The 17,391-nt window shown below is 70.3% G+C and carries 17 protein-coding genes; 11 read left to right on the top strand and 6 right to left on the bottom strand.

The window, feature by feature from the left end; all coding sequences use genetic code 11:
* Positions 1 to 96 precede the first annotated feature (96 nt).
* Genes AC1ROY_RS15375 through AC1ROY_RS15360 form a run of 4 tightly spaced genes read left to right on the top strand, consistent with a single transcriptional unit; the run spans position 97 to position 2,855 of the window.
* A complete protein-coding gene (locus AC1ROY_RS15375) occupies positions 97 to 1,395 on the top strand; it encodes an aspartate aminotransferase family protein (protein ID WP_493149722.1) in 1,299 nt (432 codons plus the stop codon).
* On the top strand, positions 1,392 to 1,988 hold the full coding sequence (locus AC1ROY_RS15370; protein WP_493149721.1) for a class I SAM-dependent methyltransferase: 597 nt from the start codon (positions 1,392 to 1,394) through the stop codon (positions 1,986 to 1,988). Before AC1ROY_RS15375 ends, AC1ROY_RS15370 begins: the two co-directional genes overlap by 4 nt.
* A 4-nt stretch (positions 1,989 to 1,992) precedes the next feature.
* Positions 1,993 to 2,469, top strand: a complete 477-nt coding sequence (locus tag AC1ROY_RS15365; RefSeq protein WP_493149720.1) for a GNAT family N-acetyltransferase — start codon at positions 1,993 to 1,995, stop codon at positions 2,467 to 2,469.
* Positions 2,470 to 2,486: 17 nt separating this feature from the next.
* On the top strand, positions 2,487 to 2,855 hold the full coding sequence (locus AC1ROY_RS15360; protein WP_493149719.1) for a VOC family protein: 369 nt from the start codon (positions 2,487 to 2,489) through the stop codon (positions 2,853 to 2,855).
* Between the two features lie 6 nt (positions 2,856 to 2,861).
* Here AC1ROY_RS15360 and AC1ROY_RS15355 read toward each other — a convergent pair whose 3' ends face one another.
* The 4 genes from AC1ROY_RS15355 to AC1ROY_RS15340 form a co-directional block, all read right to left on the bottom strand.
* Entirely contained in the window at positions 2,862 to 4,022 is a 1,161-nt protein-coding gene (locus AC1ROY_RS15355) for an efflux RND transporter periplasmic adaptor subunit (RefSeq protein WP_493149718.1), read from the bottom strand.
* A gap of 64 nt (positions 4,023 to 4,086) precedes the next feature.
* Complete coding sequence (locus AC1ROY_RS15350; protein ID WP_493149717.1) at positions 4,087 to 7,266, bottom strand: efflux RND transporter permease subunit; 3,180 nt, start codon at positions 7,264 to 7,266, stop codon at positions 4,087 to 4,089.
* Positions 7,267 to 7,628: 362 nt separating this feature from the next.
* Positions 7,629 to 8,240, bottom strand: a complete 612-nt coding sequence (locus tag AC1ROY_RS15345; RefSeq protein WP_493149716.1) for a hypothetical protein — start codon at positions 8,238 to 8,240, stop codon at positions 7,629 to 7,631.
* A gap of 112 nt (positions 8,241 to 8,352) precedes the next feature.
* Positions 8,353 to 9,306 (bottom strand): 2-hydroxyacid dehydrogenase, encoded by a 954-nt coding sequence (locus tag AC1ROY_RS15340; RefSeq protein WP_493149715.1) that lies wholly within the window; start codon positions 9,304 to 9,306, stop codon positions 8,353 to 8,355.
* Between the two features lie 133 nt (positions 9,307 to 9,439).
* Here AC1ROY_RS15340 and AC1ROY_RS15335 point away from each other — a divergent pair, with 133 nt between their 5' ends.
* Positions 9,440 to 10,180 (top strand): metallophosphoesterase family protein, encoded by a 741-nt coding sequence (locus AC1ROY_RS15335; protein WP_493149714.1) that lies wholly within the window; start codon positions 9,440 to 9,442, stop codon positions 10,178 to 10,180.
* Positions 10,177 to 11,562, top strand: a complete 1,386-nt coding sequence (locus AC1ROY_RS15330) for a serine/threonine protein kinase (RefSeq protein WP_493149713.1) — start codon at positions 10,177 to 10,179, stop codon at positions 11,560 to 11,562. The genes AC1ROY_RS15335 and AC1ROY_RS15330 overlap by 4 nt, the downstream gene beginning before the upstream one ends.
* Before the next feature lie 6 nt (positions 11,563 to 11,568).
* Here AC1ROY_RS15330 and AC1ROY_RS15325 read toward each other — a convergent pair whose 3' ends face one another.
* Positions 11,569 to 11,871, bottom strand: a complete 303-nt coding sequence (locus AC1ROY_RS15325; protein WP_493149712.1) for a hypothetical protein — start codon at positions 11,869 to 11,871, stop codon at positions 11,569 to 11,571.
* Between the two features lie 82 nt (positions 11,872 to 11,953).
* A complete protein-coding gene (nth, locus tag AC1ROY_RS15320) occupies positions 11,954 to 12,628 on the bottom strand; it encodes an endonuclease III (RefSeq protein ID WP_493149711.1) in 675 nt (224 codons plus the stop codon).
* Positions 12,629 to 12,689: 61 nt separating this feature from the next.
* Here nth and AC1ROY_RS15315 point away from each other — a divergent pair, with 61 nt between their 5' ends.
* The 5 genes from AC1ROY_RS15315 (at position 12,690) to AC1ROY_RS15295 (ending at position 17,390) form a co-directional block, all read left to right on the top strand.
* Positions 12,690 to 13,172 carry a DUF2244 domain-containing protein gene (locus tag AC1ROY_RS15315; protein WP_493149710.1) on the top strand — a complete coding sequence of 161 codons (483 nt, stop codon included), beginning with the start codon at positions 12,690 to 12,692 and terminating at the stop codon, positions 13,170 to 13,172.
* A 54-nt stretch (positions 13,173 to 13,226) separates the two neighbouring features.
* Complete coding sequence (gene gpmI, locus AC1ROY_RS15310; protein WP_493149709.1) at positions 13,227 to 14,729, top strand: 2,3-bisphosphoglycerate-independent phosphoglycerate mutase; 1,503 nt, start codon at positions 13,227 to 13,229, stop codon at positions 14,727 to 14,729.
* A 60-nt stretch (positions 14,730 to 14,789) separates the two neighbouring features.
* Positions 14,790 to 15,737 (top strand): glutathione synthase, encoded by a 948-nt coding sequence (gene gshB, locus AC1ROY_RS15305; protein ID WP_493149708.1) that lies wholly within the window; start codon positions 14,790 to 14,792, stop codon positions 15,735 to 15,737.
* Positions 15,737 to 16,291, top strand: a complete 555-nt coding sequence (locus AC1ROY_RS15300) for a hypothetical protein (RefSeq protein ID WP_493149707.1) — start codon at positions 15,737 to 15,739, stop codon at positions 16,289 to 16,291. The genes gshB and AC1ROY_RS15300 overlap by 1 nt, the downstream gene beginning before the upstream one ends.
* Positions 16,292 to 16,418: 127 nt before the next feature.
* A complete protein-coding gene (locus AC1ROY_RS15295; RefSeq protein WP_493149706.1) occupies positions 16,419 to 17,390 on the top strand; it encodes an amino acid ABC transporter substrate-binding protein in 972 nt (323 codons plus the stop codon).
* Position 17,391 lies beyond the last annotated feature (1 nt).

Raw genomic sequence — 17,391 nt, 5'->3', positions numbered from 1 at the left:
AGACGGCGTTCTGCCCACCGCCGGCGACGGGCAGGATATGGCTTGCCTCCCCCCGCGGCTGCTCCGACCATGGTCCCGCACCGCCGGAACCCGCCCATGAACGCCATCGAGCCCGCCACCGACCCCGCCTTCCGGGCACGCGCGCAGCGTCACATGCTGCGCTTCGGCGGCGATTTTGCCGGCTTCGTGCCCGAGCGCGCCGAGGGCGCCTTCCTCTACGACGCCTCCGGCCGGAGGCTGCTCGATTTCACCTCGGGCCAGATGAGCGCCATCCTCGGCCATTGCCATCCCGAGATCGTCGCCGCGATCCGCGAGGCGGCCGGCACGCTGGACCACCTCTATTCCGGCATGCTGTCGCGCCCCGTGGTGGACCTGGCCGCCGGCCTCGCGGAGCGCGTGCCGGACCTGCCGCGCGTGATGCTGCTCTCCACCGGCGGCGAGGCCAATGAATGCGCCATCCGCCTCGCAAAATTCGCGACGGGCAAATGGGAGATCGCCGGCTTCACCCAGTCCTGGCATGGCGTCACGGCGGGCTCGGCCTCCAGCACCTTCAAGGGCGGCCGCCGCGGCATGGGGCCGATGATGCCGGGCACCTACGCCATCCCCGCACCCAGCGCCTTCCGCCCGCGCTTCGGCGGCGCGATCACCTGGCAGCAGGAGCTCGACGACGCCTTCGACCTGCTGGACCGCCAGAGCACCGGCAACCTCGCCGCCTTCATCGCCGAGCCCATCCTCAGCAGCGGCGGCGTGATCGACCTGCCGGTGGGTTACCTCACCGCGCTGAAGGCGCATTGCCAGGCGCGCGGCATGCTGCTGATCCTGGACGAGGCGCAGACGGGCCTCGGCCGCACCGGCCACATGTTCGCCTTCGAGCGCGACGGCGCGGTGCCCGACATCCTGACGCTATCGAAGACTCTCGGCGCCGGTTTGCCGCTCTCGGCGGTGATGTGCTCGGACGCCGTCGCGGACATCGCGGAAGCGCGCGACTTCAACTTCTACACGACCCATGTGAACGACCCGCTGCCTGCGGCCGTCGGGCTGAAGGTGCTGGAGGTCGTGACCCGCGACGGCCTCGCCGATCGCGCGCGCGTGCTGGGCGCGCGGCTTCGGGCCGGGCTGCAGGGGCTGCAGCAGCGGCACGAATGCGTGGGTGACGTGCGTGGGCGCGGGCTGCTGCTGGGGCTGGAGTTTGTGCCGGCCGATGGCATGGGGATCGAGGAGATCTCGGCGCGCGTCACCACGGCGGCGATCGGCCTCGGGCTGTCGGCGAACATCACGCGGGCCGGCGCGTCCGGCGGCGTCATGCGCATCGCGCCGCCGCTCACCGTGGGCGAGGCGGAGATCGACCTCGGCGTGGAGCTGCTGGGCGCCGCCATCGCCGAGGTGACGGCGTGAGCGGCACCGAAGGCTACGCGGCCGAGGCCGATGCGCTCGTCCCGCTCTACGAGGGCATCGCCTTCGCGCGCTTCCACGCGCCCATCATGCATCTCGTGCCCACCGTGCCGATCCATGTGCTCGACATCGGCGCCGGCACCGGCCGCGATGCCGCGGGCTTCGCGGAGATGGGCCACCGCGTCCTCGCGGTGGAGCCCACCGCCGAGCTGCGGGCGCATGGCATGGCGCTGCATCCCTCGCCCGCCATCGAATGGCTGGATGACGGCCTGCCGCTGCTGCCCGAAGTCACCGCGCGCGGCGAGCGCTTCGGCCTCGTCATGCTCACGGCTGTCTGGTTCCATCTGGACGAGGCGCAGCGCCGGCTCGCCATGCCGGCCGTCGCGAACCTGATCGCGCCGGGCGGATCGCTCTGCATGACACTGCGCCACGGCACGGTGCCGCCGGGTCGGCGCATGTTCGAGGTCTCGGCCGCGGAGACCGTCGCGCTGGCCGACGCCCAGGGCCTCACCGCCGTGCTGGCGATCGAGGGGCTGCCCGACAATTTCGGCCGCGGCATCACCTGGACGCGGCTGGCCTTCACCCGGCCCGGATGACGCGATGGAGATCCGCGACGCCGTACCGGAGGATGCGCCCGAGGCCTGCACCGTGCTGCGCCGCTCCATCGCCGAGCTCTGCCGCGCCGACCATCGCGACGACATCGACATTCTCACGCAATGGCTGGCCAACAAGACGCCGCAGATCGTGGCGACCTGGATCGCGCAGCCGGGCAACCACATGCTGCTGGCCATCGCGGACGGAGCGGTCCTGGCCGTCGGCTCGGTGACGGATGCCGGTCGCATCACGCTGAACTACGTCTCGCCCGATGCGCGCTTCCGTGGCGTCAGCACGGCGCTGCTCGCCGCGCTGGAGGCCCGTGCGGCGGAGTGCGGCCAGGACAGGGTCCAGCTCACCAGCACCGAGACCGCGCGCCGATTCTACCTCGCCCGGGGCTATGCCGAGACCGGCCCGCCCGAGGGAAAATTCGGCACCAGGGGCTACCCCATGTGGAAACCGCTGCGCCGCGAAGGCGCCTGAACGGCAGGAGGACAGCCATGCTCGACCACGTCGGAATTTCCGTCACCGACCTCGCGACATCCCAGGCCTTCTACGAGAAGGCGCTGAAGCCGCTCGGCATCCGGCTGGTCGCGGGCGACGGCGCGCATTACGCCGGCTTCGGCACGGGGGAGAAGGGCTTCTTCTGGCTCGGCCCGACGGAGACGCCGCCCACGCGCGTCCACGTCGCCTTCGCCTCCGAGGATCGGGACACGGTGCATCGCTTCTACGAGGCGGCGCTTGCCGCCGGCGGCACCGACAATGGCGGCCCGGGCCTCAGGCCCGATTACCATCCCAACTATTACGGCGCCTTCGTGCTGGATCCGGACGGCCACAACATCGAGGCCGTCTGCCACAAGGCGGTGTGAGGAAGGCTAGGTGCGCGGGGCCGGGGCGGCCGCGGGGTTCGGCCGGTTGGGTCGAACGACGTCGCCGGTGCGGATGGCGTCGGAGGGACTGTTGATGACCCATTCGCCCCGCTCCAGTCCGGAGCTGATGTCGAGCGACGCGCCGTGGTCGCGCGCGATCCGCACCGGCTTCACGGCGACCTTGCCCTGATCGTCCACCACGGCCACCGAGGTGCCGTCGGCGCGGAAGATCAGCGCGCTCGCAGGGATGCGCACCTGGGTCGTGCCGGCCCGCACCGGCAGCTCGATGTTCACCTGGGCGTAGCCGCCGGGCGTCAGCTCGTCCTCCTTGTTGTCCACGGTGAACTGCACGAGCATCGAGCCGGACTGGACGTCCAGCGCGTCGGAGGTGCGGGTCAGCTCGGCGGTGAAGCTCCGGTCGCCATATTCGGGCACCGTGAAGCGAGCGGTGACGCCGGGGCCGATGCTGGCGGAATAGGCCTGCGGCACGCGGACATAGAGGCGCAGCTTGGCGCTGTCGGTGATGGTGAAGAGCGGCTGGGCGTTGGTCGCCGCGGCCACGATCAGCGCGCCCACATCGGTGGCACGGGTCGTCACCGTGCCGGCGAAGGGCGCCGCTACCTGGGTAAAGCCGGTAAGCAGGCGCAGCCGGTTCACCTCGGCCTCGGCCTGGTTGAGCTGGGCGGAGCGGGCCTGGAGGTCGCCGCGGCGCTCGTCGGTCGCCTGCTGGGAGACGACGTTGCGCGAGACCAGCTCGTTCCAGCGCTGCGCGCTGCGGGCGGAGAGGTCGCGCTGGGCGCGGACGGTCGCCAGCGCGGCCTCCGCGGCGGCGAGCTGCTGCTCGACCTCCGGCGCGTCGATGACGGCCAGGAGCTGGCCGGCGGTCACGCGGTCGCCGATGTCGACGAGGCGGCGCTGCAGGAAGCCGCTGGTGCGCGCATAGACGGGCGCCTCCGCCCAGGCCACGAGGCGGCCGGGCAGCATCAGCGGGCGGGGCTGGACCTCGCGCGGCTGGATCACGCTGACGGTCGGAATCGCGGCGGCCGTCGTCACCTCCCGCAGCCGTGCCTGCGCCTCGAAGCGCGAGGAGAGGGTGAGCCAGAGCACACCGCCGAGGCCTGCCAAGCCGATCACGAGGAAAAGGCCGACCCGCCGCGGGCTGGCCATTCCGACGGCGGGCTCGGTGGCGTGCGTGGCGGTTTCGGGGCCTCTGGTTTCGGGGACGGGCGCTTCAGGCATGGGCGGCACCTTGGGGATGGGCGGCACGCGCCGCCGGCCGGCGGGCATGGATCATGGAGAAGACGGTCGGGACGAAGATCAGCGAGGCGCAGGTCGCGACGATGAGGCCGCCGATGACGGCGCGGCCGAGCGGCGCGTTCTGCTCGCCGCCCTCGCCGATGCCGAAGGCCATGGGCGCCATGCCGATGATCATGGCCAGCGCGGTCATGATCACCGGGCGGAAGCGGGTGACCCCGGCCTCGAACGCCGCCATCCGCGCATCGCCGAGCTCGGCCAGCTTCTCGCGGGCGAAGCTGATGACCAAGATCGAGTTCGCGGTCGCGACGCCCATGCACATGATGGCGCCGGTCAGCGCCGGCACGGAGAGCGGCGTGCCCGTGACGAAGAGCATCCAGGCGATGCCCGCCAGCGCCGCGGGCAGCGCGGCCACGACGACGAAGGGATCGGACCAGGATTGGAAGTTCACGACGATGATCAGGTAGATCATCACGACGGCACCCAGCAGGCCGAAGCCCATGCCGGCGAAGGCCGTGTTCATCGTCTGGTACTGCCCGCGCAGCGTGACGCGGACGGCGGCCGGCTTCTCGGCATCGAGCTGGGCGATGGCGCGCTGCACATCGGCCGCGACGGCGCCGAGGTCGCGCCCCTGGGTCGCGGCATAGACGCTGACCAGCGGCTGGATGTTGTACATCGAGACGACCGGCGGCGTGTTCATCCGGACCAGTTGTCCCAGCGCGCCGAGCGGCTGCGGATCGGGCGCGCGGGGCCCGGTGACCGGGATGGATTCCAGCTCCTCCATCGTGTCGGCCATGTATTCCGGCGTCTGCGCGACGACGGCATAGGTCACGCCATTGGCCGGGTTGAGCCAGTAGACCGGTGCCGTCTGCAGCGAGCCCGCGACGGAGCCCGCGAGGCTCGTGGTCACGTCGCGCGTGTCGAGCCCCATGGCGTTGATGCGGGTGCGATCGGCCATGAAGCGCAGCGACGGGCCGTTGGCGGGCTGCTGGATGCGGGCATCGGCCAGCCCGTCGATGCCGCGGATCGCGCGCAGGATGCGCTGCGCGTGCTCCTGATTCTGGGCGAGATTGGGGCCGGTCACCTGGACGTCGATCGGCGCGGGCGAGCCGAAGTTCAGGATCTGGCTGGTGATGTCGGCCGGCAGGAAGGAGAAGGTCACCGTCGGGAAGAGGCGCGGCAGCTCCGCCCGCAGCCGCGCCACGTGCCCGGCGGTCGGGCTGTGGTGCTCGTTAAGGCTGATGAGGATGTCGCCGTCCATCGGGCCGATGGTGCCCGAGGCGCCGTAGGTCACGTTGATGGTGCTGTTGTAGAGGCCGATATTGTCCACGATCGTCCGGATTTCCTCCGGCGGGATGATCCGCCGAACCTCCTGCGTGATCCGGTCGAAGAGGGCCGAGGTCTCCTCGATGCGCGTGCCGGTGGGCGCGCGGGCATGCAGCGCGATGGCGCCGCTGTCCACCTCGGGGAAGAAGTTGCGGCCGAGGAAGGGCACCAGCGCGAGGCTGCCGAAGGAGAAGACGAGGAACAGCGTCATGGTGCTGACGCGCATCCGGATCGCCAGGCGCAGCAGGCTTCCATAGCCCCTGCGGAGGCGTTCGAAGCCGCCCTCGAAGCTCCGCTGAAGCAGGACGAGGGGATTGCGCGAGGGAGGCGGATGATGGCCGTGCCCGGTATGCGGCTTGAGCAGGTAGAGCGCCATGGTCGGCACCAGCGTGCGCGACAGGATGAAGGAGCCGATCATCGCGAAGACGACCGAGAGGGCCATGGGCACGAAGAGGAAGCCCGAGACGCCCGGCAGGAAGAACATCGGCACGAAGACGATGCAGATGCAGAGCAGCGAGACGAAGGCCGGCACCACGATCTGCTGCGCGCCGTCGAGGATGGCGGTGCGGACGTCCTTGCCCTGCTCCAGATGCCAGTTGATGTTCTCGATGGTCACGGTCGCGTCGTCGACCAGGATGCCGATGGCGAGGGCCAGGCCGCCGAGCGTCATGACGTTCAGCGTCTGCCCGAAGGCGGCCAGCATGAAGACCGCGGCCAGCACGGCCAGCGGGATCGAGGTCGCGATGATGATCGTGGACCGCCAGGAGCCCAGGAAGAGCAGGATCATCAGCGAGGTCAGGGCCGCGGCCAGGGCGCCCTCGAAGGCGACGCCGGTGATGGCCGCCTTCACGAAGAGCGACTGGTCGTTCAGCGGCGTGACGGTGATCCCCGGCGGCAGGCTCGGCCGCAGCGTGGGCAGGATGTCCAGGATGCCGCCCACGATGTTGATGGTGGAGGCCGCGCCGTTCTTCAGCACGGTCAGCAGCACCGAGCGCTGGCCGTCCACATGGACGACGTTCTGCTGCGGCTGGGAGCCGTCGCGGACATTCGCCACGTCGCCGATGGTGATGGTGGCGCCGTTGACCGTGCGGATCGGCAGGGCCGCGAGCTCGGGCACGGTGCCGGGCGCGTTGTTCAGGTTGATGGCGTATTGGAACTCGCCGATCTTGGCGAAGCCGGCCGGCGTGATCTGCGTCTGCGCGGCGATGGCGTTGGCGACGTCCTGCGCGGAGAGCCCCTTGGACTGAAGCGCGACGGGGTCGATGTCGATCTGGATCTGCCGCTGCCGTCCGCCGAAGGGGAAGGGCATGGCGGCGCCCGGCACGGTCACGAGCTGCGGGCGTATGAAGTTCACGCCGAGGTCGAAGAGCTGCTGCTCGTTCAGCCCCTGGCCGGCGAGCGCGATCTGCAGGATGGGCACGGTCGAGGCGTTGTAGTTCAGGATCAGCGGCGGCGTGGTGCCCGGCGGCAGCTGGCGCAGCAGGGTCTGCGAGATGGCGGTGATCTGGGCATTGGCCAGCCGCACGTCGGCGCCGGGCTGGAAGAAGACCTTCACGATGCCCATGCCGGGCAGGGAGGTCGCCTCGATGTGCTCGATGTCGTTGACCGTGGTGGTCAGCGAGCGCTGATAGGGCGTGAGGATGCGGCCGGACATATCCTCGGCGGAGAGGCCGTTGAAGGTCCAGGCCGCGGCGACGACGGGGACCGGGATGGCCGGGAAGATGTCGGCCGGGGTGCGGAAGGCGGCGAGGACGCCGCCGATGACGATCATGACCGCCATCACGACGAAGGTGTAGGGTCGCGTCAGCGCGATGCGGACGAGGCCGATCATGCGGCAACTTCGGGGATGCGTGGGCGGAGCGATCCGGGAACGGCCGCTCTCGGATGGCATAGGGTATTGAGCGAACGGTCAGTCATCTCGGCGGGCAGACCCCAATCCGGCATTCACCATCCAACGACCTCCGACAGTCATCCGCTGCGGCTGCCTCAGGCAGTCGTCAAGACCTTATCAAGATCGGTGGCATCCGTAAAATGACGATGCTGTCCGCCCGCGTCCACCCGTCATCCGCGCTGCGGAAGGAAGCAGCGGAATCCTTCGCGTCTGCCTGTGGCTTGATCAGCCGCGGCCGATGCTGTCCGGTTGTTGTTCAGGCGGCGTTCAGCTTCGGCGAAGATGTCACGGCGACTTGTCTTCTAGATGACGGGCGCGACACCATCCTTGCTGACCGTCACCCGGTTCGCCGAGATGCGGCCGTCCTCGCCGCGCGTCGCGTTGATGAAGACGGTGGCGTTGGGCACGAGGTCGGAGCGCGCGGCCGCGATGGGCATGAGCAGCGGCGTCTCGGCCGGCACGCGGACCAGCACGCGGCGGCCGAGGATGCTCAGCGTCAGGTCGCGGCCCGAGCCGCTGTCCACCGCGGCCTCGACGGGACCGTTGTTCATGGAGGCGCCGGGCGCGGTGTCCCAGGCGTTCTGCAGCTCGGTGATCCGCACGCCCGGCGGCAGGACGGTGATGGCGGTGGCGCGGAGCTCGCCGTCCGGGCCGGGCTCGGCGACGACGCCGACGGCCGTGCCGGGCGTGATGTCGGCCAGCGTGACCCGGCGCAGCGCGGCGACAGTGGTGTTCTCGGCGAGGTTGACGATCACGCGGTCGCCCGCCCGGGTGGTGACGCCCAGCGCACTGCCATCGAGCTCGAGGATGGTGCCGCGGATGCGGAGGGGGCCGGCGCCCTGCGCCCAGGCGGGAATGGCGGAGAGGGCGGCCAGGCCGAGGCCCAGCGTGAAACGGCGGGACAGGATCGACATGGCGGGCCTCCTTCGCGCGGATGGACTTCCGCGTCGTTCACTTGGGACGGGTGGAGGCTATCGCCAGGGGAGGGGTCTCGCCAGTTGGGAAATCGTCATCCGGCGGGAGGGTCTAGTCTGCGGGCATCGCGACCGGCGTCTTCACCGGCTCGCCGGCGAAATGCGCGGTGAGGTTGGCGGCGACGAGGCTCGCCGTGGCCATCATGGCCTCGGGCGAGCGGCCGGCGATGTGCGGCGTGATGATGAGGTTGGGCGCCGCGGCCAGGGCCGGCGGCACCTCCGGCTCGCCGTCCACCACGTCGATCGCGGCGCCGGCGATGCGGTCCTGGGACAGCGCCGCCACGAGGGCGTCCGTGTCCACCACGCTGCCGCGGCCGATGTTGATGAGGAATCCCCTGGGCCCGAGCGCGTCGAGGATCTCGGCATTCACCAGGTGCCGCGTGCCGGCGCCGCCGGGGGCCGCGATCACCAGGAAGTCCGACCATTCGGCCAGCGCCTTCAGCGAGGGCATGTAGGCGTAGGGGCTCTCCGGCCGGGGCGAGCGGTTGTGGTAGGCGACCTCCATGTCGAAGCCGCGCTCGCCGCGCTCGGCGATCTGCCGGCCGATATTGCCGAGGCCGAGGATGCCCAGCCGCTTGCCGAAGACCATGGGCCTCGGCGAGCGCGACTGCAGCCACTCGCCCCGGCGCACGGCCGCATCCGCCCGAGGGATGCCGCGGGCGATGGAGAGGATCAGCGCCCAGGTGTGGTCGGAGACGGTCACGTCGTTGGTGGCCGGCCCGTTGGTGACCTTGATGCCGCGGGCCTTGGCGGCGCGCAGGTCCACGTTCTCGTGGCCGACGCCGACGCAGCAGATGATCTCCAGCTTCGGCAGGGCGGCGATGGCCTCGGCGGTCAGGCCGGTGGCGCCGTTGGTCAGCACGGCGCGCAGCACGGGGGCGAGCTTGGGGATCATCTCCGCCCGCTCGGCCGGGGTGGGGGCGAGATGAATCTCGAAGCCGGCCTCGGCGATGCGGGCGAGGCGGATGGGATCGAGCGGGATCTGGACGAGGAGGGGAATGGGCATGAATCGGGTTCCAGCGCGGGCGCGAAACGATTTTGCGGCAGTGCGGCAAGGGTGTCGAGCAGCCGGGGATGCGCGGCGGGGCGGCTTGGCGCATCATCCCCGCGCTACATGACGAGCGAGTGAGCAACGACGTATGCGGATCGCCCTCCTGGCGGACATCCATGCCAATCTGGAGGCCCTGGAGGCCTGCCTGGCCCATGCGGCTGCGCACCGGGCCGAGCGCCTGGTCTTCCTCGGCGACCTCGTGGGCTACGGCGCCAACCCCGTCGAGGTGACGGCGCGGGTGCAGGAGCTGGTGGAATGCGACGCCATCGCGCTGCGCGGCAACCATGACGAGGCGGCGCTGATCGGGCCGCGCAACTTTTCCAAGCTGGCGGCCGTGGCGATCCAGTGGACCGCGACGCAGCTCACGGCGGAGGCGCGCGCCTTCCTGGCCGCCCTGCCCTTGAGCCATGAGGAGGAGGATCGGCTCTACGTCCATTCCGAGGGCTCGGACCCGGAGCGCTGGATCTACGTCACCGACGCGACGGCGGCGCGCATCAGCCTGGAGGCGACCGACGCGCGCCTCACCTTCTGCGGCCACACCCACCTGCCGGCGCTGTTCGGGCTGACGGCGACGGAGAAGCTGGTGGCGCACCGGCCGACGCCGGACCTCATGCTGCCGCTGCTGCAGCCGCGCCGCTGGCTCGCCGTGATGGGCGCGGTGGGCCAGCCGCGCGACGGCAATCCGGCGGCCTGCTACGGGCTGCTCGACACGGATTCCAGCGAATGCGCGTGGATGCGGGTGCCCTACGACATCGCGACGGCGGCCCAGAAGATCCGCGCGGCGGGGCTGCCGGAATTTCTGGCGGAAAGGCTGTTCACGGGGACATGAGCGCACCGGTCGTCATCGCCGGCTTCACCCTGGGCCCCGTGGTGCATCGGGGCGGCATGGCGGTGCTGCGCGAGGTCACGCATCCGGACCATCCGGGCCCGCTGCTGATGAAGATGCCGAAGCTCGCCGAGGGCGAGGATCCCGCGGCCATCGTCAGCTTCGAGATGGAGCAGATGATCCTGCCCCGCCTCACTGGTCCGCATGTGCCGCGCTGCTACGGCACCGGGCACGAGCCGACGCCCTGGATCGTGATGGAGCGCATCCATGGCGGCTCGCTGCTGCCCATGCTGAAGCGCCTGCCGCGCGCTCCGTCGGAGGTGGCGGCGCTGGCCGCCTCGGCGGCCGATGCGCTGGACGGGCTGCACCGCCAGGGCGTGGTGCATCTGGACGTGAAGCCCTCGAACATCCTGCGCCGCGGGAGCGAGGACGGGCCGATGGTGCTGGTGGATTTCGGCCTGTCGCGCGCCGCCATGCTGCCGGACCTGATGGAGGAGGAGTTCCGGCTCCCCTACGGCACCGCGCCCTACATGGCGCCGGAGCAGGTGATGGGCATCCGCGGCGACCCCGCCTCGGACCTCTTCGCGCTCGGCGTGCTCATGTACTTCTTCGTGACGGGGCGGCGGCCTTTCGGCGACCCGCAGCGCATGGCCGAGCTGAAGGAGCGGATCTGGTCGGACCCGGTGCCGCCGCGTGCGCTGGTGCCCGAATGCCCGCCCTGGCTGCAGGAGGTGATCCTGCGCTGCCTGGAGCCATCCCCGGAGCGCCGCCCCGCCAGCGCCGCGCAGCTCGCCTTCGACTTGCGGAACCCGGAGGCGGTGGCGCTGGGGCCGCGGGCGGCCAAGCTGAGGCGCGACCCCTGGTCCAAGCGCATACAGCGGCGCTTCCACCCGGATTTTCGGCCGCAGCTCCACCGCAAGGCGGCCGCCCTGCCGCAGCGTGATGCGCCGATCGTGGCCGTGGCGCTGGATCTCGACGACATGTCGAAGGAGATGTCCGCGGCGCTGCGCGACGCGGTGGGGCGCCTGCTCGCCATCCGGCCCAATGCGCGCGTCGCCTGCCTCAACGTGCTGCGCACCAACCTGCTGCGGCCGGACAACACGCTCGACCGCGAGGGGCGCAACAAGCACGTGCAGCGGCTGCTGGAGCTGCGCCACTGGTCGGCGCCGCTGGCCCTGCCGGAATACCGGCTGACGCATCACGTGCTGGAGGCGGTGAGCGCTGGCGGCGCGATCCTGGAATATGCCTCGCAGAACCGGGTGGACCATCTGATCCTGGGCGCGAAGGCGGGCGGGATCACGCAGCGCGTGCTGGGCAGCATCCCGACGGAGGTGGCGCGCGACGCGCCGTGCTCGGTGACGATCGTGCGGATCCGGGAATTCTAGCCGGCGTCACCGGGCCCGCTCCATCTCGGTCTCGACGCAGATGTTGAGCAGGTCATAGGAGTGGCGCGGGTTCCGCAGCAGGCATCGCTCGCGGATCGCGGTGGAGGCCTGGTCCCATCGCGTCTCGAGCGCCGTCCGCGCGCGGGCCTCGTCCGCGAGGCAGGAATCGAGATCGGCCGTGGTCCGCCCGCCCGTGCGGGCGCCGAGCGCGACGCAATAGCCGCGCTGGTCGTAGTTGGCCGGGAGGGGCTGCGCGGCCGCGGCGGAGGAGAGAATCAGCAGCGGCCAGAGATGGGCAAGCGTCTTCATGCGGCGGAGGCTGCGCCGGCCTGCCCGGGCAGGCCAGTTAAGGAAAGGAGAAGCCCCGGAAAGGCGGCACCCTTCCACGGCCTCAGGCCCGGAGCGGCGGATTCATCACCTTGTCGCGGTAGTTGCAGTAGGGCTCGGCCTTGCAGCGCCAGCAGTCCGGTGCGCGGGCCTTGCAGATGTAGCGCCCGTGCAGGATCAGCCAGTGGTGCGCGGGGCGCAGCAGGTCGGGCGGGATGCGACGGACCAGGCTGTCCTCCACCTCGCGGACGTTCTTGCCCGGCGCGAGGCCGGTGCGGTTGCCGAGGCGGAAGATGTGCGTGTCCACCGCCATGGTGGCCTCGCCGAACATCACGTTCATCACGACGTTCGCGGTCTTGCGGCCGACGCCGGGCAGGGCCTCCAGGGATTCGCGATCGCGCGGGACCTCGCCGCCATGGCGCTCCACCAGCATCTGCGACAGGGCCGCGACGTTCTTCGCCTTGCCCTGCCAGAGCCCGATCCGCTTGATGTGCTGGCCGATGCCCTCGGCGCCGAGCGCGGCCATTGCGGCCGGGGTCGGCGCTGCCGCGAAGAGGCCGGGCGTCACCTTGTTCACCATGGCATCCGTGGCCTGGGCGGAGAGCACCACCGCTACCAGCAGCGAGAAGGCGTCGCCGTACTGGAGCTCCGTTTCCGGCTCCGGGTTTTCCTGCGCGATGGCGCGGATGAAGAGGGCCACCTGCTCGCGCGACATCAGCCGGGCGCGGCGCGGTTCCATGGCCGAACCATGAAGAGGTTTTGGGGTTCTCACGTCGCGAATCATCCTATCTGATGTGCCGATGCCCGAAACCCCCACCCTGTTCGAGGCCCGCTCGGCGCCGCTCAACAGCCTGGACGCGCGAGGCTTCCGGATCCTGGCCGGGCTGCTGATGCTGGGCTTCACCTTCAGCGGGACCGTCGTGATGCTCATGGGCGCCTGGCCCGTGACGGCCTTCGCCGGCGCCGAGACGGCGCTCGTCATCGGCCTGCTGGCGCTTTATCGCGCCTGGGCCCGCGGCAGCGGCGAGACGGTGACGCTGATGGAAGGCCGCCTGACCATCCGCCGGCGCGAGGGCCGCAAGCGCGAGGAGGCGAGCTTCGACCCCTTCTGGGCCCGGATCCGCTGGGAGGGGACGCGGCTCTATATCGGGCAAAGGCGCGACGTCATCGAGATCGGCCGCTTCCTGGCGCCGGAGGAGCGCGAGGACCTGGCGCGCGTGCTCGAGACGGTGCTGCGGCGCTATCGGGAGCCGGTCTTCGACAATCCCCAACTTCGCGGCTAAACCGGTCGCAGCTTCGCTGCGTTAAGGATCGCCATGCCCGCTCCCAAACCTGTCATGTTGGTCATTCTGGACGGCTGGGGCTGGCGGGAAGAGGTGGCGGACAATGCGGTCCGCCAGGCGAGGACCCCGAATTTCGACCGGCTCTGGGCGAACTGCCCGCATGCCTTCCTCAAGCCTTCGGGCCATGACGTCGGGCTGCCGGACGGGCAGATGGGCAACAGCGAGGTCGGGCACCTGAACATCGGCGCCGGCCGGGTGGTGATGCAGGACCTGCCGCGCATCGACAAGGCGATCGAGGACGGCTCGATGGCGAAGATGGCGCCGCTGACCGATTTCATCGCGAAGCTGAAGGCGAGCGGCGGCACGGCGCATCTGCTGGGGCTGATCTCGGGCGGCGGCGTGCACAGCCATCTGCGGCACGCGGCGGCGCTGGCGAAGCTGCTGGGCGAGGGGGGTATCCCGGTCGCGGTCCACGCGCTGACCGACGGGCGCGACACGGCACCCCTCTCGGCGCCGGGCTTCGTTGCGGAGCTGGAGTCGGCGCTGCCGGAGGGTGCAAAGATCGCCACCGTGATCGGCCGCTACTTCGCCATGGACCGCGACAACCGCTGGGAGCGCGTCTCCAAGGCCTGGTCCGCGATCGCGCTAGGTCAGGGCGAGGCCACGGCGCCGGATGCGCAGGCCGCGATCAAGGCCGCGCACGACAAGGACGTGACGGACGAGTTCATCCCGGCCACCGTCATCGGCGACTACCAGGGCATGGCGGATGGCGACGGCATCCTCTGCTTCAACTTCCGGGCCGACCGCGTGCGGGAGATCCTCGCCGCGCTGCTCGATCCGGCGTTCAGGGGCTTCGAGCGCGCGAAGCTCGTGAAGGTCGCCGCCGCGCTCGGCATGACCCAGTATTCGACCGAGCTGAACCACCTGCTGGCCACGCTCTTCCCGCCGCAATCCATGGAGGACATCCTGGGCGCGGTCGTCAGCAAGGCCGGGCTGAAGCAGCTCCGCATGGCCGAGACGGAGAAGTATCCGCACGTCACCTACTTCCTGAACGGCGGCGAGGAGACGCCTTTCCCGGGCGAGACGCGTATCATGGTGCCCTCGCCCAAGGTCGCGACCTACGACCTGCAGCCCGAGATGAGCGCGCCGGAGCTGACGGCGAAGGCTGTGGCGGCCATCCGGTCGGGCGAGCAGGACCTCATCGTCCTGAACTTCGCCAATGCCGACATGGTGGGCCATTCCGGCATCCTGGCCGCGGCCATCAAGGCCTGCGAGGCGGTGGACCAGGGCCTTGGCGCCATCGCCGACGCGATCCAGGAGGCCGGCGGCGCGCTGCTCTTCACGGCCGATCACGGCAATGCCGAGCTGATGAAAGACCCCGTCACCGGCGGGCCGCACACGGCGCACACCACCAATCCTGTGCCGGTCGTGCTCATGGGCGGGCCGGAGGGAGCGAAGCTGCACGACGGGCGGCTGGCGGACCTCGCGCCGACGCTGCTTCAGCTCATGGGGCTGAAGCAACCCGCCGCCATGACCGGGGTGAGCCTGTTCTCCTGACGCCAGTTGGCCTCAAGGCTGGGCCATGCGACATCTCCGGAACGGTTTCGGAGGAAGAGCATGGCGTTGCGCGTGGCGGTCCAGATGGACCCGATGGAGACCATCGGCATCGATGGCGACAGCACCTTCGCCCTGATGCTGGAAGCCCAGGCGCGCGGCCATGCGCTCTGGCACTACCATGTGAAGCATCTCTCGATGCATGCGGGCCGCGTCGTCGCGCATGGCCATCCGGTCGAGGTGCGGCGCGAGCGCGGCAACCATTTCACCTTCGGCGAGCCGGTGGAGCTCGATCTCGCGAAGGACGTGGACGTGGTGCTGATGCGCCAGGACCCGCCCTTCGACATGGCCTACATCACGGCCACCCACCTGCTGGAGCATATCCACCCGAAGACCCTGGTGGTGAACGACCCGGCCAGCGTGCGCAACGCGCCGGAGAAGCTGTTCGTCCTCAAGTTCCCGGAGCTGATGCCGGAGACGCTGGTCTCCTCGGACGTGCGCGAGATCAAAAAGTTCCGGGAGAAGCACGGCGACATCATCATCAAGCCGCTCTTCGGCAATGGCGGCGCCGGCGTGTTTCATCTGAGGCCCGATGATTCCAACCTGAACTCGCTGCTTGAGATGTTCACGGAGCGCTCGCGCGAGCCGCTGATGGTCCAGAAGTACCTGCCCTCCGTGCGGCAGGGCGACAAGCGCGTGATCCTGATCGACGGCGTGGCGATGGGCGGCATCAACCGCGTCCCGGCCGAGGGCGAGTCGCGCAGCAACATGCATGTCGGCGGCCGGCCGGAGAAGACCGTGCTGACCGACCGCGAGCGCGAGATCTGCGAGCGGATCGGGCCGGAGCTGAAGGCGCGCGGGCTGATCTTCGTGGGGATCGACGTGATCGGCGGGCATCTCACCGAGATCAACGTGACCTCGCCGACCGGGCTGCAGGAGCTGGCGCGGTTCGACGGCGTGTACCTGGAGAAGGCGATCTGGGACGCGATCGAGGAGAAGAAGCGGGGCTGATGGAGTCTGCGTCCTCCCCCCTGCTGGTGATCCTCGTCAGCGGGTTCCTGGACCAGAGCTTCGGGCGGGCCGTGCTGCACTTCGAGGAGGCCTTCCGGGAGGCCTATCCCGACCTCCACACGCATCGGTTCACCTTCGACCAGCGCCATCAGATCGAGCGGCTCATCGCAAGCCCGCCGCCGGCCACGCTGATACGGCTGATCGGCCATAGCTGGGGCGGCAACACCGCGGCGAAGATCGCCGAGCGAATGGGCGCCGCGGGCCGGAAGCTGGACCTGCTCATCACGATCGACCCGGTGGGCCGCGGCACCGGCCCCGCCTTCTTCCGGCGGGTCCGGCAGGGCGCACGGCGCTGGATCAACGTGAATGCCGTCGGCGGGCACCCCTGGGGCCTCTCGGACGTGACGCGCCGTGTCGGGGACGCCTATGACGACGGCCCGCTGGGCCACGCGCATGAGTTCATCCGGTCGCCCGTCGAGCATCGCCAGTTCGGCTCGATGCTGAGCAGCCGGACCTCCGAGGGCCGCTCGCTGCTGGACGAGATCACGGCGTAGCGGCCGCCTTCCCGTTCGGTGCTTGCATATCGGCACGGAACTTGCTCGCATTTGTTTGGCGGAGCAGGCAAAGGGGATCGGGATGCGAGGCTTTTGGACATTCGCGGCGGCCGGAGCGCTGGCGGCCGTGGCATCCGTCGCCCAGGCCGCGACCCTCGACGTGGTCCGCCAGCGCGGCGAGCTGATCTGCGGCATCCACGGGTCGCGCGCCGGCTTCTCCATGCTCGACAGCCGCGGCGAGTGGACCGGCATGGACGTCGACACCTGCCGCGCCGTCGCGGCCGCCGTGCTCGGCGACCCGAACAAGGTCCGCTACGTCCGCACCACGGCGCAGACGCGCTTTCCCATCCTGCAGACGGGCGAGGTGGACCTGCTCGCCAACAACGTCACCGTCACGCTGACGCGCGACACCGCGATGGGCTTCAACTTCGCGCCCGTCACCTTCTACGACGCGCAGGGCTTCATGGTGCCGCGCTCGCTGAACGCGACCTCGGTGCGCGACCTGGACGGGGCCACCGTCTGCGTGGCGCCCGGCACGACCTCGGAGCGCGTGGTGGCCGACGTCTTCGCGCGGAACAACATGCGCTACACGCCCGTCGTCATCGACAAGCAGCAGGAGCTGGCCCAGGCTTTCTTCTCCGGCCGTTGCGACGTGAACGTGCAGACGACCTCCGGCCTCGCCTCGCAGCGCGCCACCTTCGCCTCCAACCCGGACGACTTCGTCATCCTGCGCGAGGTCTTCGGGCGCGATCCGATGGCGCCGGCCGTGCGCCACGGCGACGAGCAATGGCGCGACATCGTGACCTGGGTGATCAACGCGCTGATCGAGGCGGAGGAGATGGGGCTGACCACGGCCAACCTCGAGCAGGCGCTGGGCTCCGAGGATCCGGCCATGCGGCGCTTCCTGGGCGTGATCCCGGGCTTCGGCCGCGCCCTGGGCCTCGACGAGCGCTGGGCCTATCGCGTGATCCAGAGCGTGGGGAACTACGCCGAGGTCTATGACCGCAACTTCGGCGCGGGCTCGGCGCTGCGGCTGCCGCGCGGCATCAACGACCTCTGGAGCCGGGGCGGGCTGATCTACGCGCCGCCCTTCAACTGAC

This window comes from Roseococcus sp. GW821-FHT12F05 (assembly GCF_058806835.1).
This window is presented reverse-complemented; position numbering and strand designations above follow the sequence as displayed.

Bases quoted from the DNA above. Each gene is read 5' to 3' on its own strand.
- AC1ROY_RS15375 (WP_493149722.1), top strand. From the start codon at position 97: ATGAACGCCATCGAGCCCGCCACCGACCCCGCCTTCCGGGCACGCGCG.
- AC1ROY_RS15365 (WP_493149720.1), top strand. From the start codon at position 1,993: ATGGAGATCCGCGACGCCGTACCGGAGGATGCGCCCGAGGCCTGCACC.
- AC1ROY_RS15360 (WP_493149719.1), top strand. From the start codon at position 2,487: ATGCTCGACCACGTCGGAATTTCCGTCACCGACCTCGCGACATCCCAG.
- AC1ROY_RS15355 (WP_493149718.1), bottom strand. From the start codon at position 4,022: ATGGCCAGCCCGCGGCGGGTCGGCCTTTTCCTCGTGATCGGCTTGGCA.
- AC1ROY_RS15350 (WP_493149717.1), bottom strand. From the start codon at position 7,266: ATGATCGGCCTCGTCCGCATCGCGCTGACGCGACCCTACACCTTCGTC.
- AC1ROY_RS15345 (WP_493149716.1), bottom strand. From the start codon at position 8,240: ATGTCGATCCTGTCCCGCCGTTTCACGCTGGGCCTCGGCCTGGCCGCC.
- AC1ROY_RS15340 (WP_493149715.1), bottom strand. From the start codon at position 9,306: ATGCCCATTCCCCTCCTCGTCCAGATCCCGCTCGATCCCATCCGCCTC.
- AC1ROY_RS15335 (WP_493149714.1), top strand. From the start codon at position 9,440: ATGCGGATCGCCCTCCTGGCGGACATCCATGCCAATCTGGAGGCCCTG.
- AC1ROY_RS15330 (WP_493149713.1), top strand. From the start codon at position 10,177: ATGAGCGCACCGGTCGTCATCGCCGGCTTCACCCTGGGCCCCGTGGTG.
- AC1ROY_RS15325 (WP_493149712.1), bottom strand. From the start codon at position 11,871: ATGAAGACGCTTGCCCATCTCTGGCCGCTGCTGATTCTCTCCTCCGCC.
- nth (WP_493149711.1), bottom strand. From the start codon at position 12,628: ATGGAACCGCGCCGCGCCCGGCTGATGTCGCGCGAGCAGGTGGCCCTC.
- AC1ROY_RS15315 (WP_493149710.1), top strand. From the start codon at position 12,690: ATGCCCGAAACCCCCACCCTGTTCGAGGCCCGCTCGGCGCCGCTCAAC.
- gpmI (WP_493149709.1), top strand. From the start codon at position 13,227: ATGTTGGTCATTCTGGACGGCTGGGGCTGGCGGGAAGAGGTGGCGGAC.
- gshB (WP_493149708.1), top strand. From the start codon at position 14,790: ATGGCGTTGCGCGTGGCGGTCCAGATGGACCCGATGGAGACCATCGGC.
- AC1ROY_RS15300 (WP_493149707.1), top strand. From the start codon at position 15,737: ATGGAGTCTGCGTCCTCCCCCCTGCTGGTGATCCTCGTCAGCGGGTTC.